The sequence below is a fragment of the Mycobacterium arosiense ATCC BAA-1401 = DSM 45069 genome (genome assembly GCF_002086125.1).
Classification (GTDB): domain Bacteria; phylum Actinomycetota; class Actinomycetes; order Mycobacteriales; family Mycobacteriaceae; genus Mycobacterium; species Mycobacterium arosiense.
This window is the reverse complement of sequence record NZ_MVHG01000011.1, coordinates 37,882-53,285: the sequence shown is the minus strand read 5'-3', so window position 1 is coordinate 53,285 and position 15,404 is coordinate 37,882. Positions and strand designations below refer to the sequence as shown.

General features: G+C 65.2%; 15 protein-coding genes. 7 read left to right on the top strand and 8 right to left on the bottom strand.

The annotated features are described in order from the left end of the window. Window positions 1-68 precede the first annotated feature (68 nt). On the bottom strand, window positions 69-524 hold the full coding sequence (locus BST14_RS07385) for a hypothetical protein (RefSeq protein WP_139813796.1): 456 nt from the start codon (window positions 522-524) through the stop codon (window positions 69-71). Window positions 525-685: 161 nt separating this feature from the next. On the opposite strand from BST14_RS07385, the gene BST14_RS07380 reads away from it, so the two are divergent. Then, window positions 686-1,027, top strand: coding sequence for a hypothetical protein (locus BST14_RS07380; protein ID WP_139813797.1), 342 nt, complete (start codon window positions 686-688; stop codon window positions 1,025-1,027). Between the two features lie 936 nt (window positions 1,028-1,963). On the opposite strand, the gene BST14_RS07375 is transcribed toward BST14_RS07380, so the two are convergent. Beyond that, complete coding sequence (locus BST14_RS07375) at window positions 1,964-2,434, bottom strand: DIP1984 family protein (protein WP_036473513.1); 471 nt, start codon at window positions 2,432-2,434, stop codon at window positions 1,964-1,966. 45 nt (window positions 2,435-2,479) lie between these two features. Further along, the gene (locus BST14_RS07370; protein ID WP_036473515.1) at window positions 2,480-4,039 is read right to left on the bottom strand and encodes a hypothetical protein; all 1,560 of its coding nucleotides are present in this window, start codon (window positions 4,037-4,039) and stop codon (window positions 2,480-2,482) included. 76 nt (window positions 4,040-4,115) lie between these two features. On the opposite strand from BST14_RS07370, the gene BST14_RS07365 reads away from it, so the two are divergent. After that, window positions 4,116-4,643: a hypothetical protein gene (locus BST14_RS07365; protein WP_083063902.1), complete on the top strand. Its 528-nt coding sequence runs from the start codon at window positions 4,116-4,118 to the stop codon at window positions 4,641-4,643. Window positions 4,644-4,831: 188 nt separating this feature from the next. Next, the gene (locus tag BST14_RS30800; RefSeq protein WP_231122297.1) at window positions 4,832-6,916 is read left to right on the top strand and encodes a serine/threonine-protein kinase PknH/PknJ; all 2,085 of its coding nucleotides are present in this window, start codon (window positions 4,832-4,834) and stop codon (window positions 6,914-6,916) included. 104 nt (window positions 6,917-7,020) lie between these two features. Here the strand turns inward: BST14_RS30800 and BST14_RS07350 are convergent, their stop codons facing one another. After that, complete coding sequence (locus tag BST14_RS07350; protein ID WP_139813798.1) at window positions 7,021-7,428, bottom strand: hypothetical protein; 408 nt, start codon at window positions 7,426-7,428, stop codon at window positions 7,021-7,023. Between the two features lie 251 nt (window positions 7,429-7,679). Here BST14_RS07350 and BST14_RS30795 point away from each other — a divergent pair, with 251 nt between their 5' ends. Together BST14_RS30795 and BST14_RS07340 are read left to right on the top strand one after the other, a co-directional pair. Further along, the gene (locus tag BST14_RS30795; RefSeq protein ID WP_232232242.1) at window positions 7,680-8,600 is read left to right on the top strand and encodes a DUF4333 domain-containing protein; all 921 of its coding nucleotides are present in this window, start codon (window positions 7,680-7,682) and stop codon (window positions 8,598-8,600) included. Between the two features lie 48 nt (window positions 8,601-8,648). After that, on the top strand, window positions 8,649-9,239 hold the full coding sequence (locus tag BST14_RS07340; protein WP_036473529.1) for a hypothetical protein: 591 nt from the start codon (window positions 8,649-8,651) through the stop codon (window positions 9,237-9,239). Between the two features lie 306 nt (window positions 9,240-9,545). Here the strand turns inward: BST14_RS07340 and BST14_RS07335 are convergent, their stop codons facing one another. From BST14_RS07335 to BST14_RS07325, 3 genes are read right to left on the bottom strand one after another with little or no spacing between them, the layout of a single operon-like run. Then, window positions 9,546-11,402, bottom strand: a complete 1,857-nt coding sequence (locus BST14_RS07335; RefSeq protein ID WP_036473531.1) for a hypothetical protein — start codon at window positions 11,400-11,402, stop codon at window positions 9,546-9,548. A 2-nt stretch (window positions 11,403-11,404) separates the two neighbouring features. Beyond that, on the bottom strand, window positions 11,405-12,037 hold the full coding sequence (locus tag BST14_RS07330) for an RES family NAD+ phosphorylase (RefSeq protein WP_036473533.1): 633 nt from the start codon (window positions 12,035-12,037) through the stop codon (window positions 11,405-11,407). Then, window positions 12,034-12,621, bottom strand: a complete 588-nt coding sequence (locus tag BST14_RS07325) for a helix-turn-helix domain-containing protein (RefSeq protein ID WP_036473535.1) — start codon at window positions 12,619-12,621, stop codon at window positions 12,034-12,036. The genes BST14_RS07330 and BST14_RS07325 overlap by 4 nt, the downstream gene beginning before the upstream one ends. Window positions 12,622-12,774: 153 nt before the next feature. On the opposite strand from BST14_RS07325, the gene BST14_RS07320 reads away from it, so the two are divergent. After that, window positions 12,775-14,196 carry a neutral zinc metallopeptidase gene (locus BST14_RS07320; protein ID WP_051641723.1) on the top strand — a complete coding sequence of 474 codons (1,422 nt, stop codon included), beginning with the start codon at window positions 12,775-12,777 and terminating at the stop codon, window positions 14,194-14,196. Window positions 14,197-14,512: 316 nt separating this feature from the next. Here BST14_RS07320 and BST14_RS30790 read toward each other — a convergent pair whose 3' ends face one another. Then, complete coding sequence (locus BST14_RS30790; RefSeq protein WP_036473540.1) at window positions 14,513-14,779, bottom strand: hypothetical protein; 267 nt, start codon at window positions 14,777-14,779, stop codon at window positions 14,513-14,515. Here BST14_RS30790 and BST14_RS30785 point away from each other — a divergent pair. Further along, a complete protein-coding gene (locus BST14_RS30785) occupies window positions 14,778-15,356 on the top strand; it encodes a sensor domain-containing protein (protein ID WP_255359027.1) in 579 nt (192 codons plus the stop codon). The two genes, BST14_RS30790 and BST14_RS30785, sit on opposite strands and share 2 nt — an antisense overlap. Window positions 15,357-15,404 lie beyond the last annotated feature (48 nt).

The window sequence follows — 15,404 nt, the reverse complement described above, 5'->3', positions numbered from 1 at the left end:
ACAGGCGACAACGACGCCGTCGACGACGAGTGGGCGCGGCCTGAACCAGTGTCTTGCTCGCCGGAAGGTCAGCGCGAAGCGGACTGCGTAGCTTTGGGCGCCAACGTGGGCAACGTGATTGTTGTCAAAGGATTCTGAGTGGGCCTGGTGGGGCTGCGGTGGCTTTCCTTGCTGGTTGCTATGGCCACAATCAGTGCGACAATCAGTGGAATCATAATGAGCGGCAGCCACATCCACCATTTGGTGTACGCCGGACGGGTGGGTGGAGGCGCCCATACATGGATGTGGCGGCCGCCTGCTTGGTAAGTCGCCCACCATAGCGCGTAGTCGTGAACTTGACCGGCTTGGCGGCGCAGCACCGTGCGGGCGCGCGCGTTTCGCGCCAACGAGATCGGATTCCACACCAGCGAGCCCATGCTCCACCAACCGGCCAGCATGCAGTGCTGTTGAGCAGCATCGATCGCGGCCTCGCACTGCGCATAGCTACCGGTGGTGATGCACGGCTGATTCAGCCACAACATCACAGCGCCAGTGTGTTTGAACGTGCGCACCTGAAACGTCGGCTCCACTGGCGGCGGTGGATATGCCGCCGGAGCCGAGCTTGAGGGCGCTGGATAACCCGGCGACGCTGGCGGCAGATAACCGGGTCTCGCGCCCCCGGCGCTAGGAGGATAACCGCCCGGTAGTGGCTGCGGGTTCGGCTGCGACACCCTTCGACCTCGATCTCTCAAGACGCGTGAATCTTGCAGCAATCAAAGTAGCCGAGTTTCATGACGACACGAAGCTCTTGGTGGTGCTGGTGCCGACGCTGTGGTTGCTGGTGACGGTGCAGCGCGTGCTGGCGGTATCGACTGCGCAGGTGCTGGACCACGTTGTTGGCGTAGGTCAGACTGTCGCCCGTGGGCAGCGGGATGCATCCGGCCGCACCGGTGGATTCGCGGGTGACGCCGTCGGATCCCACGCGCTGCGCGCTGAGGAGTTTTTTCGCGTGTGGTCTTCGAAAAGCCACCTGGGCTCGTGGTCGTGATCCGCATGGTTGGCTCCCTGAGCGGGCAAGCGTCTCAGGGTTTGACCCGATCTGGATGGTGCATGACCCTTCCGACCCAACAGCTGTGCGATAGGCTCGACTCGTCGGTCAAACCCCCTGCCCGGAAAGAGCTTTCGATGCGCATTGCCAGCGGGCCACGGTGGGGGTGGGCCGCATTCGCCGCGGTCTGCTTGACCGCATGTTCGTCCCATCCTTCGTCGTCGGCGCCGACCCTGGCGCCATCCACCAAGGAGCCCATACCAGCGCTGAACGGAAGCTACACGTTCACCACTGACGGCGCGCGACTCACCCGTTGACGGTCAGCCACGCGCGGGAGGCGTCGTGTCCAAGACGGTCTGGGAGATCAATGCATGCGGGCCTGGTTGCGCTCATGTGCAGTCCTCACTGGGCTGGACGGCTGAGTTACACCTTGTCGAACACACATGGCAGGCAACGCGGAAACTGCCCGCCGACTGCGCCGCGGAGCCCTCCAACATCAGCTACTCGCTTGACGCCCAAACATTGACGGGGACCGCCACCAACTCCTTACCGTGCGCGCAGCCTCCGGGTGTCGCCGTGGTCCCAGCAACCCTCACTAAGAACTGAGGCCACGGCAGGCCCAATCCTGTTCGCGGGCACGACATGCCACGAGCGGCTGGCGTGTTCTGCGCCTCGACGAGAGTGTTCTGCGAGACCCTGGTGGCGGCCTACCGCGAGGTGTATGCCCCATGCCCGCCCTCATCGTCCCGGATCTGCACGTGGTGATGTGCTGTGTGCCGTGCCCTGTCACCTGTGCGCGATGCTGGGCTGCGATGTGAAAGGGGAAATCGAATCCCCCGCACTGCCCTTCGTGCGCCAGCAGAGACCGGGCTTGGCCCGCCGGTCAAGGCTTGTGCACGCCTCCGCGACGACTACCTGCTACACCTCGGGGTCCTGTCACTCCTGTAGGTCGACCTCCCAGTTCGATCGTTGGATCCGCACGTCGAGCTCACGGAGGTCGCGGGCAACCTGATCGGCCCGGGCCCGCAGATCAGCGACCGCCACCGCAGACAGCATCTTGAGCTCTGAGCGCAATTGCCGCGTGTAGCCCTGCTGATTCTTCCCGGCGGCCGCGTCCGCTGCGCTGGTCAGAACATGGTGGCGCCACCGCAGCGCGTCGCGGCGGCCCAACGCGTCGGTCAGCGTGCCGTCCGAGCCGATCGTCGTGGCGGCGTTCGTACGGTTGATCCGCTGGATGAGGATTTGATACTCGTCGATGACGCCGTCGACTTCGGCGAGCAAGGCGGCAGCATCCTCGGCTGGTTCTTCGCCCTCCTGGTAGCGGGCGTTGCTCACGATGCGGGTGCGCAACTGTTCGATCTTGCGGACCGCATCCGCCCGCAGCGACAACGCCTCTGCCAATTTCACAGCTACTCCTTCACAGTTTGCCCAACCATGATGGTCCAGCACCGGTTAGCCGGCAACGCCTTTTCGGCTGCGCGCGGTGCCCTCAACCGGATTGGTCGATTCGAGATCCTGCCGCGCGGTCAGGTAGCTCTTCGACAAGGCGAGCGCCACGCTAGCCGCGGCGACGAGAACGTAGACCGGCAGCAGGTGCATGAAATCGGTGTAGCCGATGGCGAAGTGGACGATAAGGACCGGCGCGGTCGCGCACGCACATCCCAACAGCAGAGTCCACCACACCGCGCGCTGGCCCCGACGCCAACCCCACGTGCTGATCAACAGGACCGCCAGCCCCGCCCCGATCAGGGCGCCGCCGAAGCCCGCCCGATCATGGGCGATGAACGGCAGCAGATGCGCGTCAGCCGCCTGCAGATGATGGGCGCAGGTGCCCATGAAGCCGAGGTCGGTGGGCACAAACACCGAGGTGAATCCGACGACGGAGATGACCACGCCGGCCACCGTTAGGCCTGCGCCGACGCCGACCATCAACAGCTGCCCGAATAGCGCCCGGCGGCGCTGCGCCTCAGGCCCTTCGACCACCGGCGCCCAATGCGCCCCGGTCGCCCGCCGGCACACCGCCATCACCAGCGTCGGGAATAACACGACGACGACCACCGTGTGCAACGGTTCCACGAACCCGCCGGTGCCAAGGAAATAGAAGTAGCTGCCGAAGACAACCACACCCGAAATCAGCAGAACACGACGCGCCCACCGGTAGCCTTGGCGCATCGCCGCAGCCACGCCGAGATAGAGGATCCCGATGCCGATCATGTTGGCGGCCATGGTGATTCGATCATGCTGCAAAAAGCCGACCAGATGTGGGTTGAGCCGATGCAGATCGGCCACCGTTGCACCCAGATAGGCGCGGTCATAGCCCAGTAGCACCGGGCCCAACGCGACCACGCCCGCACCCAAGCCGGCCACGATCAACCCCAGCCCGGTCAGCGAGGCCCAGAACCAATCGGGCCAGCGGCGCGGACCCGCGGCGAGGCTGCAGCGCGACGACGGCACCGGCGAGGTGGGGGTAGCCGCTTCAATTACCCGGTTGAACCAGCCCGGCCCCGCCTCGAGTAGCACTGAGGGCCGGGCCAGCACCGTCGTCGACGCATCGGTGAGCGCAGACACCGCCGGCGCCAAATCCGCGCCGCTCAACCGCACAACGGGGCCGTCCGGATCGCCGACGCTGACGGCGTCGACGTCGCCGGCGATCGCTGCACATGTTTGCGCGTTGTCGGCCACCACGGTGACCCGGCACCGGCGGCCGGCCGCCGCGCGACGCACGGTCGCGACATCATCGACACCGACCGGGTTAATCTCGATTACCGAGGCGCCTTGCACAGGAAGAACCGCGATGGCCTCCCACGCGATCCGGGGTGGGACCGAGGCGCCGAACCGGCCGGCCCACTGCGCCGGCACAGCCGGGTGATCGAACACCAGAGGAATCCAGCGTCGCCCGCCGGTGTAGCGAATCAATGCAGCGAGCAACCGCAGTGCCCAAACCTGGCTGAGGCGCTCACCGAGCAACAACGCCGCAGGCCGACGAAGCGGCACATAAGTCCAATCCGGCACAGCCCGGATTCTGACACGCCTCGGTGTCATTGGCGCAAGGCTCAAGGCGCGCTGAAATGGCACACAACTGTGTTAGATGTGGACGAATGCAGACCAGAACCCAAGCCACGGCTACCTGGGCATGACCCGCGTACTGATCTGGTTGATGCCGCTCTACGTGCTCGCGTTCACGGCCCTCGATGCCCTCTTCGGCCCCCATCGCCAGCACGGCCCTCTACCGACAGCAGCGGTCATCGCAGCCGGCGCCGGGGCCCTGCTGTTTTTCGCAGCCGGCATACACCTGGCCGCCTCCTGGGAACGGCAACGACGAACCGCAGTCCAAAACGGGCGCAGAACTGGTGCGGCCCAAGCCTTCCTAGACCGCCACCCCCACCTGTCGGAACTGCTAGTGGTGGCAGTCGGATCCCCCTCAAATCAGGCACTGGGCTGGCTGATCGGCCTGGCACTATCCGGCGGCACCAGCTACGGCCTTACTCTCGCGCTGACGGCGGCGTTCCACGGAGCCCCTATTGCGTTGCTGGTTTCGGTGAACATCGCCAGCTACACCGTGCTGGTGGCCACCGCGACTTACCTCAACAGCCGCACGACCGCCCCTGACATCTGAGCGCCGGCGTGAACCGTTTTTCGCAGCGGTCGGACCTCGGCCGCCGACAGCCGCGAGCTGAGCCCCGGGGTCCCCGATTACTCAGTTCTTGGATTCTCCCGTCGGGACCGACGGCGGCTCATTACTCTCAGGAGCCGTGAAACCACAGCTGGCCGGCCCGCAATGACTGCGGGGAGGACGTCAACGCTATGCCATTGACGACCGGCCAGACGTTCGCCGGGTACACCATCATTCGCTTGCTTGGGTCGGGCGGAATGGGCGAGGTGTATCTCGCCCAACACCCACGGTTACCGCGCCGAGATGCCCTCAAGCTGCTACCTCGCGAGTGGTCGGCCGACGACGAATTCCGGGCCCGCTTCAACCGCGAAGCCGATCTCGCGTCGACGCTGTGGCACCCCCACATCGTCGGTGTCCACGACCGCGGGGAAGAAGATGGTCAACTCTGGATCTCGATGGACTTCGTCGACGGACTGGACGCTGCCCGGCTCCTGGCCGATCGATACCCCGCTGGAATGCCCCCCGAAGACGTCGTCCGCATCGTAAGCGGCGTCGCCAGCGCGCTAGACCACGCCCACAAGCAAGCTTTGCTCCACCGAGACGTCAAGCCAGCCAACATCATGCTCACCCATCTCGACGACAAGGGTGAGCAACGAATCCTGCTGACCGACTTCGGGATAGCTCGTAACGTCGACGACATCAGCGGGCTGACGAAGACCAACATGACGGTGGGCACGGTGGCCTACTGTGCACCGGAGCAGTTACTCGGCGAAGACCTCGATGGTCGTGCGGACCAATACGCACTGGCTGCCACGGCTTACCATCTGTTCTGCGGCTCGCAGCTCTTCCACAATTCAAACCCCGCGGTTGTCATCAGCCGTCACCTCAATGTGCCTCCACCAGCTCTGGCTGACCTGCGACCGGCACTTGCCAAATTCGACCCCGTGCTGGCCGTCGGTCTCGCCAAACGTCCCGAAGACCGCTTCGAACGTTGCTCCGATTTCGTGCACGCCCTGGCCGAACAACTCGATTCTGCCAGTGCCTCAACACCGTCGGCTCCTACCGTGTCAGCGCCGCGGGCTACCCCTTCGGTCGATGCCGAGGCCGGGCCATCGCGGCGACGGCGGGTAGCCGTAGCCGTCACCGTCGCTGTTCTTGTGGGCGCTTCAATCAGCGCGGCCGCGTTGCTGATGCGGCAGTCCTCGCACGACCAATCCGCGCGGAGCACCGCAACTACCGCGGCGCCGGCTGCGTCACCGGTCACGTTCGAGAACATGCGGGATTTCGTCACCAGCTATTACGGGGAGCTCCCAGCTCATCCCACAGACGCGTGGACAAAACTCGATAGCAAGTACCAAAACCAAACAGGGCAACGTGAATTCGTTGATTTCTGGGCGACAATACAGTCGGTGACCGTTCTTTCGGTCAGCCCCCGCGACGCCAGCAGCGTGGTTGCCGAACTCAAGTACGTCCGACCAGACGGAACATCAAGTACCGAAACCCGTTGGCTCAAAGTGGTGTTGGTGAACGGCGTGATGCTCCTCGATGGATCTGATCGCGTCGGATCAGTCAGTGGATCGCCGACGTCACCAACGCAGCCGTTATTCTCGCCAAAGGCGATCGATCAAGTGTTGCTGACTGCTGACCAGCTGAGCAAGGTGCTCGGAGTGACCGTCGCCAGCACTCCCGCCGGTGATGGGGGCGGCGGCCTTGCCATTGAATCGTCGTCGTACGGGATGTCGGATCATTCAAGCCAAGTCACGCCACGATCATGTGTTGGCGTGGTGTTCACCGGTGAGCATGACGTCTATGCCCCCTCCCAGCCCACCGAAATCAAAACTCAAACCATTGGCCACGTGTACCTCGGTTCGCCGGGCCCGCACCTCATCGAACAAACCGCAGCGGTGTATCCCTCCGCGAAAGACGCCCAGGACTTCTTGAATTCGGCGCAGGCTCAATGGAATACCTGTGCGAAAAGTGAAGTCGATGCCTCCCTGGGCTTCGAGAACGGCGCCGGTTATGTCTTGGGCCCAGTGCAGCGGCAAGGAGACCTCATCACCGTTTCCATGGCCACAAATAGTGGGGAGAACGGGCCAGATGCATGCCAGCAGGCAATGGGAGCCCACGGGAACGTCATCGTCGAAACGCGCAGCTGCCAGGTCCCGAAGATCGCTTCAAACTACGACCCCGATCAGGGATGGCCGCGGGATCCTGCATGGGCTGTCCCCGATGCCAAACGGGTGGCCACCGCAATGCTGGGAAACGTCAAGCCGTAACTGCTGCAGCCGTACTAGTGCAACTTCATCTGGGAATCGGCCGGTGCGTGGGCCCCGATCGGCAAAAGCCGAAAGTCCGCCCTGACCTTACCCGAGCGGATAGGTCAATCCATCCGGCGCTCACGAAGCCGGAAGATGAGTCTTTGCCGCCAGTTCGCGCCCGGCCCAGATTTCAGGAGCTGGAATTGAGAGCCTGAAAGCCCGCTCGGGTTGCCGCGCGGATCGGCCCCCGTGATCAAGACCGGGCCACGCAGCAAGGGCAGGGTGAATGCCGACATCGTCGCAGCGGCAAAGAGATTGAGTGTCGCCATGCGATTAACCGGCGCATTTCGGCCGGTATGGCCGAACCAAAACACCGCGCCGCCACGAGCGGTGAGCGTTTCGACTTGCTTGCCGATGCAATCGGTTACGACGTGATCGCTGATCGCGACCAGGTGCATCCGTTCCTCAGCAGTGACGACGATGCCCAGCTGGGCCCGCGTCCAAAGTAGCGCTTGCTCGTAGGGATCCATGGAGTCGCCCTTGCTCAGCGGAATCGTCCCCACATACCCGTATTTGAGCACACCAGGGGCGGCCATTGGGCGGGGTGGCCACCAGCCTCGGCCCGACGCGGGTCGCGAGCGCGGTCGCCGCATGCGGCGACGACCGGTGAGAGGACGGCAGCTGCGGATCCCGGCACCTCCCGCTTCTACTCGACCTTGCCCGGCAAGGAGCTGCGCGACGCACCTTTGCGTAACATCATGAGCCAGGCGAGGGAGTGATGATGAACAGTCCGGAGGACGGGGAGACCACCAGCGCCTCGGGGTCATTGGCGCGAGAAGGCGGCGAAGAATCCCGCCTGGTCGCACCGCATGATGATCCGGAGCGCACGGTGGTCGTGCCCCGCGGGCACTCGCACGACGACGAAGAATGCACCGTCGTGGTGCCCAACCCTCAGCAGTTGGTTGACGACCCTGAGCGCACAATGGTGGCGCCCCCGTCGCTCGAGCCGCGACGCAGTGAAGACGCCGACGTCGCAGATGACAGCCGACGAGGTAGGCCTGTCCAGGCCGCTTCCGACGGACAGTACGGACAACTCGGGAACTGGCAGCCGACCCCGAACCAGGAAGCCAGTCCGCCATCTGGGCCTCCGCCAACGGCGGCGCCGCCGCAGCATCCGAGGCCTGCCCCTACACCGGGCTATCCGCCTGCTGCGCCCCAGAACGCATCAGCACCGGCGGTTCCCCAGCCGGGTTTCGTTCCCCAACCACTGCACTATGGGCCGGCCAGCCAGTACAGCTTCCCGCCGCCCGGGCCTTACGCCGCCGCGCCCTACGGCCCGGTTGCACCCGCACGCCCCAGGCGCCCTCAGCGGTCTAAGGCCCTGTTGTGGGGTGGCCTGGGACTGGCTGGCGCGCTCCTGGCGACGGGTGTGGCTATCGGTTTGTCCAAGCCCAGCTTCCTAACCACCAAGAAACTCGACATCGGGGCTGCCGAAGCGGAGGTCCAAGGCGTACTGACCGACGAGGTCACCGGCTACGGCGACAAGAACGTTTCCGACGTCAAATGCAATGACGGCGCGAATGTTCCTGTGAGGCAGGGCGCCAGTTTCACCTGCCGGGTTAGCGTCGACGGCACCCCTCGGCAGGTCACCGTGACGTTCTTGGACAACAACGGCAACTACGAAGTGGGCCGACCCGACTAACCGGTCGGCTCCCCGGGGCCGACCGTATGTGTCTGTAGTCTGCGCGGCATGGCCGATAAGACTGCGGTCGCGCACCACGAGGCGGCCCACACCGTCGCTGCGCTGATGACTGCGAACAACGGGCTACTTGATGACCGGATGGCCGTCACCATGGGCACGATCGACGGAGGTCCGTCCGGGGGCAACAGCAAGGTACTGATATCAAGCGATCACCCGGTGCAGGCCGCGTTCATCTATTACGCGGGCCCGTGGGCAGAGGCCCGCTTGCAGTGGGGTAAGCCAGCGCACGCAGTGGACGACACGGACGAAGACGGTAAGTCATTTCGCCAGACCGTCGCTGAGAAATTCGACTTCGGGGCTGACAGTGACGGCGCCTGCTATGCGGGTCTAATCCAGGTCGTCCCAAGCATTCCCGACAACGAGCCGTACTGGTCGGGCCAACTAGAACAAGCCTGGCCAGTCGTCGAAAAGATGGCCGGTGCGCTGCTTGACCGGCTCAACGGCGCAGAGCCGCGGCCCTACCTGCCCCAGTTGGGCGGCAACCGCACGATGCGAAACGTCTCCATGAGCTACGGCGAGGTTGTGGACTTGGTTAAGCCGCTGCTGGAAACGTGCGCGATGTGGCGCTACCTCTCGTAGCCGAGCGCCGCGACGATCAGCGGTACCGACAGCAGCAATGAGAGCCGTCGCTATCCGGCACGAATCTGACTGCGGGACACCAGGAATCTTCCGCGCCTCTGAAATGCGCGGCAGCGCGTCGCTGGGCGATATCCGTTGCAGGGTGCCTGCCAACCGGAGAAGGAGTCGATCCTTTGGGCCCGGATCGCTGGGCTCTGTTTGTCAGTCCGTGGGCAACCGTGGAATGACCCGTCGATCCTTTGGGCCCGGATCGCTGGGCGAAGTCCTCGTGAGTCATTGTAGCCAGTGGCACGCTAGGCCGGCGGGTCAAGGCTGCACCGGTGGTTGCGCCGCTCGAGCGAGCATCAGCGCCGTCGCTGAAAGATCGGGGTCATAGGTGCGACCGCACCCGGCGCAAATGATCTTGCGGCGCCGCCGTCGGCTCTCTACCCGGTTCTCATATCCACAGCCGGCGTGGATTCGGCTCAACCCCGCAGCGGGCACCACTATCACCGGGACGCCGTCGCGGGTCGCTGCGGCGACCATGCTCGACCGCAGAGCGCCAGGCGCTGCATGATCGCGGCGGCGATCGATTTGGCGCTGTAGGTCGGCAGGAATCCTAGTGTGCTCCATGGTGTTTCGTATCACGGCGGAGATATTGGTGTCATCGACGACTAGGCGCCCGCACTGGCTGACCAGCGCGCTTGCAACCCGCCGCCACAAGTCCGTGCGGTGGCCGAGGGCTCGTGCACGGCCGTGCGCTTGCTGTTGCCATAACAGTTTGTCGGCCCGCCGCCACGCTTCAAGCGGTTGGGCGATCTCGAGGTCGGAGCCGCGCCAGGCGAGCGCGAGGGCGGCGAATCGAGCGGGGGAGCGCCACCGCGCAGCATCGGCGGCGGTGATCTGTTCGTCGGGCCGGATCGGATGCGGCCGCGGCCCCTGGTCGGCAAGCCACGTGCTCAGCCGGTCCCGGATGTCGTTCAATGCCGCATCACGAGCCGAGGCGATCTCGGCGTAGCGCTCTAGCCGGGTCCCGACGGAGCCGGGCGCGATGATGCGGCCCGAGATTCCCTCGACGATGGGCACGATCACGTCGGCCAGTTCGGATGGGATCGCCACTGGTCGGTCTGAGCGCCAATGCGCGACCACGACACCCTCATCGATGGCATGCCAGCCCAAATGTATGGCCAGGGTGGGGAGATCGCCGCGGCGGGGGACAGTCGGATGGGGGAGCCGCGCGGTGATCGAAAGCCGCGCCCGCAGATCGGCGCCGAGTCGGGTGACGGTGAGTTTGGCGCGGGTGATATCGGCGTCTTGGGGCAGCCAGCGGTGGGCTTGGACCGGCAAGTCAATCCACTGTGGTTGGCCCCCAAGGGATCCGCATCGCATCCGCACCGTAATGCGTCCTGCGTGGCGCTGCTCGGCGCGGGTCATGGATGCCCACTGGTCGGGGTCAACCCACGGCAGGTGCAGGACGTTATGGTAGCGCCCGGCGGGATCGGCGAGCAGCATCGGAGTCCGTGGCGGCGCGCCGGCGGTTCGCTGCAGTTGGACCGCGAGGGTGCCGGTGCCGTCAAAGCGGTGGTGGCGCAGCGCAGCTGGGCGGCCTTGGGCGCGCTGTTGCTGGATTCGGCGCACCGCCGCCTTATGTTCGTCCATGACGCTGTTGAACGTCGCCCAGAACAGCGTCGGGTCGCCGTGTTGGCAGTAGGTGCGGTAGAGGGCTTTCTGCTCGGCCGCCAGTTGTGCGCCGCGGTCGCGGCGGCGCTGCGCGGCGTCTTGCCTCACGTCGGCGATCGCTTCCCGGCGGGCGTGGCGTGCGGCTTTGAGTGCGGTCCTGGCGTCGTGTAGTCGCTCGGTGATCGCGGTGTTCACGCGTTTGCCTCTGGCTGCGGAGCGGGCAGCCTTCAGTGCCTCGTTGGCCGCGATGGCCTCCGCTTCGGTCGCCGCGACGTGAGCTTCAGCGGCCGCTACCGTCGGATACGACGACCAGATCGCCTTGATGTCTTCGTCATAGGCCAGTTGCAAGGTGACCAGATCCTCGCGCAGGCTATGTGCGAGCCGCAGTTGCTGGCGGACCACCTCAGGAATTTGCCACCGGTAGTGGACGCCCATCGTGTGAACGGTGATAGCGCCCTCGGGTGTCACTGGCCCCGGCTGGACGGGCTCATCATCGGAGGCCATGGTCATAAGATCGTGTAGCCAATCTCGCCAGCTGCTGCTTGCGTGATCGACCAGACGAGCGGGTGCGCGAGCGGGCGTGAGAACGCCGGCATCATCGGGATAGAGTCGGCGGCCGCGGTCCACAGCACAATGTTGGGCCGCCCGGTCATCGTCGACGGGACGTAGAGCCCGTCCAGGTCAGGCCAAGTCGTGTAGATAGCACGGGCCCAGCGCCGGCATACCGAGCGTGGCGCGGCCAGTAGTGCGGTCGAGGCGCTGTTGCGCAGCAGCCAAGTTGTGGACAAGTCGAGCAGGTGCAGTGGCCGCTGGGGGTGCCAGGCGGTCAGGGTCGGAGTGCCTGCGCGGGTGTCGATCACGCGCGTTGTTTGGTAGACCTCGGCCAGGCTGGTTGCGAGATCGGCTGCGGCATACAGCACACCTTCGCTGCGTGCGCCAGGTGAAGGGCCCGGGTGGGGGTCCCACCGCATCGATGGCAGCGGCCCGTAGGTGCGCAGTTGGTTCCAAGGCAGCACGTGCTCGCCGGCGGTGCGGTGGACCCGCCATAGCGTGCCGGTGTAGTCGATGCTGTCTTGCGGTTCTTGGACGAGCTGCGCGGGAGGTGTTCGAGGCGCTTTCGGTTTGGGCTGGGGGCTCACCAGCGTCCGAGATCCTCGAGGAAGCCGGCGACCAACTCGGCGTCACCGCCGGCGGCCAGATGCTCGATCGGCGTGCGGTTGTCAAAGTCGGGCTGCGCGGTGTGCATGAACGCATCCAGGACCGCGGGGGTAGCGTCGCGTGGTATCGCAGGCACGATTACGTCCAAGCCCGGAAGCAGCTCCTTCCCGAGGAACTGCCAGCGGGGGATGCGTCGGCTTCCCTGAAGATCGAAGGCCCATAGCGCTTTTCCGGTGATCCGCCGTGACACGCGCGACCGATCGACACCCAAGATCGCGGCGGCTTCTTTGATGCTGACCGATCCAGAAAGCGCGCCGGTGAGTTGCCGCAACGCAACACGGGCGCGGGCCTGGCGCTCATCGTCGGCCGACCATGTCTCGATGACTGCCTCGGCGCTGGGTTCGGCGTGGGTGCGAAGAAAGTCCACCTCCGTCTTCGACAGCGTGGTTGCTCCCGGGATCGCCGCAAACGCGGAATCTAGCTCGTTGAGAACCTCCTCCACCGAGAGGTCAATCCGGTGCTTGGCCAATAGGGCACCCAACGCGGGCGCCGCCGAACCGTTCATACGCACATACTAGCACGCATGTGCTGTTCTGTGCGGCCCGCGCATGGGCCACACAGAACGGGGCGCGCGCGGATCTTGCGACGATAAGGTTGCCTCGTGACTAGCCGACTGCGCGGTGCGGTCGCTGCGGCGACGGCGGTCAGCGTCGTCGCGATGATCGCCGTCGCCGCCGCGGGGTGCACCACCATCATCAAAGGACACGGTGCCTCGATGCTCTACGACCCTTTCCACGTCGGGGGCCTGCTGGCGGTCGACGGCCCAAGCGGACCTCGCAGCGACGCACCCCAACCCACCGGCACAGTGGAAAACACCGACCATGGTGAGGACGACACTTTGGTGCTGTTGTCGGTCAACGACATTCAAAGTTTCTGGCGCTCCAACTACAGCAAATTTTTCAAAGGCGAATTCAAGCCCGTCGACGAACTCGTCTCCTACGACTCCGAGGATCCGGCCAGCCCTGCCGTATGCCATCACCGAACCTACAAACTGATCAACGCGTTGTTCTCGCCGCGCTGCAACCTGATCGCCTGGGACCGCGGGGTGCTTATCCCCACCGGCAAAACATATTTCGGATCGATGCCGGTCACAGGCATCTTCGCTCACGAGTATGGTCACGCCATTCAGGACATGGCCAACATCGCCCCCCGCGGCACCTCGACGATCGTGCTAGAACAGCAGGCGGACTGCTTTGGCGGTGTCTACATGCGCTGGGTTGCCGAAGGCAAGTCGACGCGCTTCACCCTCAGTACCGGTGACGGGCTCGACCATGTACTGGCCGGCCTGATCACCCTGCGTGACCCGATCCTTACCCCCGACGATCGGGAGCTGATCGAAGAAGGCCACGGCACCGCGCTCGACCGTGTCAGTGCTTTCCAGATGGGTTTTGTCTCAGGCGCCTCGGCGTGTGCCGCGATCGACGACAACGAGGTCAAGCAGCGTCGCGGGGATTTGCCGATCGCGTTGACCTACGACCAATCCGGTCGCTTAGAGACCGGGGAAGTGCCGATCACCGAGCAAACCCTGTCGTCGCTGATGGACACCCTTGGGGCGATCTTCGCCCTGAAAAGCCCCCCGCAGCTGTCCTATACCGCCGCCGGCTGCGCTGACGCCCAAGCCAGCCCGCCCGCCTCATACTGCCCGGCCACCAACACCATCGCTGTCGATCTCGCCCAGCTCCAAAAGATGGGTGCGCCCGGTAATGAGCAGTCCGGTCATGTGCTGATCCAGGGTGATGACACCGCGATGTCGGTGGTGATGTCGCGGTATGTCCTTGCGGTGCAACACGAACGCGGCCTCAAGCTCGATTCACCGGTGAGCGCATTGCGGACCGCCTGCCTTACCGGCCTGGCGCACCGCAAAATGGCTGGCACGGTGTCGGTGCCGTCGGGCAATGCGCTGACCCTGACTGCCGGGGACCTCGACAAAGCTGTTGCCGGGCTGTTGACCAACCACCTGGTGGCCAGCGACGTCAACGGGCAGACCGTGCCGGCGGGGTTTACCCGGATCACCGCATTTCGCTCCGGGGTCGTCAACAGCAACGACGACCTGTGCTACCAACGTTTCACCGACGCCTGAACAGAGCCGCACGCAGGTGCTGGATCAATGCGGGCCCGGTGAGCGAGCAGCGACACGGTGCGACGACAGCCGCTCGCCGACGAGGCATTGGATCCGCAATCCCACTGAGGATTTCACCGTATTGAGGCAGGGTTAGAGCAATGAGCACCGATTGGGGGCCCGGGCAGGGCGATGAGCCGACGATGAACCTCCCGCAGCGCCCACCAGCGCCGCCACCGACGCCGGGGGGAGGATCCTTCCCGCAACCCGGCCCGGCCTGGCAGCCGCCTCAAGCCCCACCACACTGGCAGGGGCCACCGAGTGGGCCGCCGTATCCCTACCCAGTGGGCGGTCCGGGCATGCCGCCCATCGGATACCCGCCGCCGCGGCGGCGCCGGCGTTGGCCCTGGTGGGTTGCCGGTGCGATCACCGCCGTGATCACGGTAGTGGTGATCACGCTGGTGGTGGTGGGCGGCAACGATTCGACGACGACGTCGAACTCGGCGGCGCCGTCATCGACGCGGGCACCTGCCTCGAGCTCGAGTAGGCCGGCGCCGCCGACACCGTCACCGAGCGCTTCGCCGGCGGCGCCGGCGCTAGACATCGCAGCGCTGCCGAGCCTGCTGGCATCTGCCGACCAGGTCGGCAATGTACTCCACGACGTGCAGATGCGACCGCGTGAGGTGGCGACGTCGCTTGCCTCAGACGTGTCGATAGACCCGGCCAAGTGCGCCAGCGCCGTGGCCCCGGCGTTGGCAAGCACCTACACCGGGTCGGGGTATACCGGCGTCGCGGTCCAAGGACTGATGGAGGCCAGTCCGGGACGCCACAAGGTGATTCAGGCGGTGGCGGCGTTCTCCGATGAGGCTGCCGCGCAACAGTTTTACACCCAACAGCTCTCGGCGTGGCGAGGGTGCCGACTGACCGGCGTCACCGTTTCCTTCACCAACGGCCAACCCGATGACCACGCCACGATCACGATCATCAGCGAGACCGACGGCATCGCCAGCACGGTGTTGCTGCCCGCCGGGGCGAGCGAACACCAAGGCAGTGAGTGCGAGCGCGCGATGGGTGTGCGGCGCAACGTCGTGGTGGATGTGCGCGCGTGCGGGCAAAACACCATCACCACGGGCGCATCACTTGCTCGCGTGATCAATGACAACATCACCCGCCACTCATAACCGGCCAGAACTGCGCCCCTGCGGCGGCGGGAGTTTCACGGGGAAGTC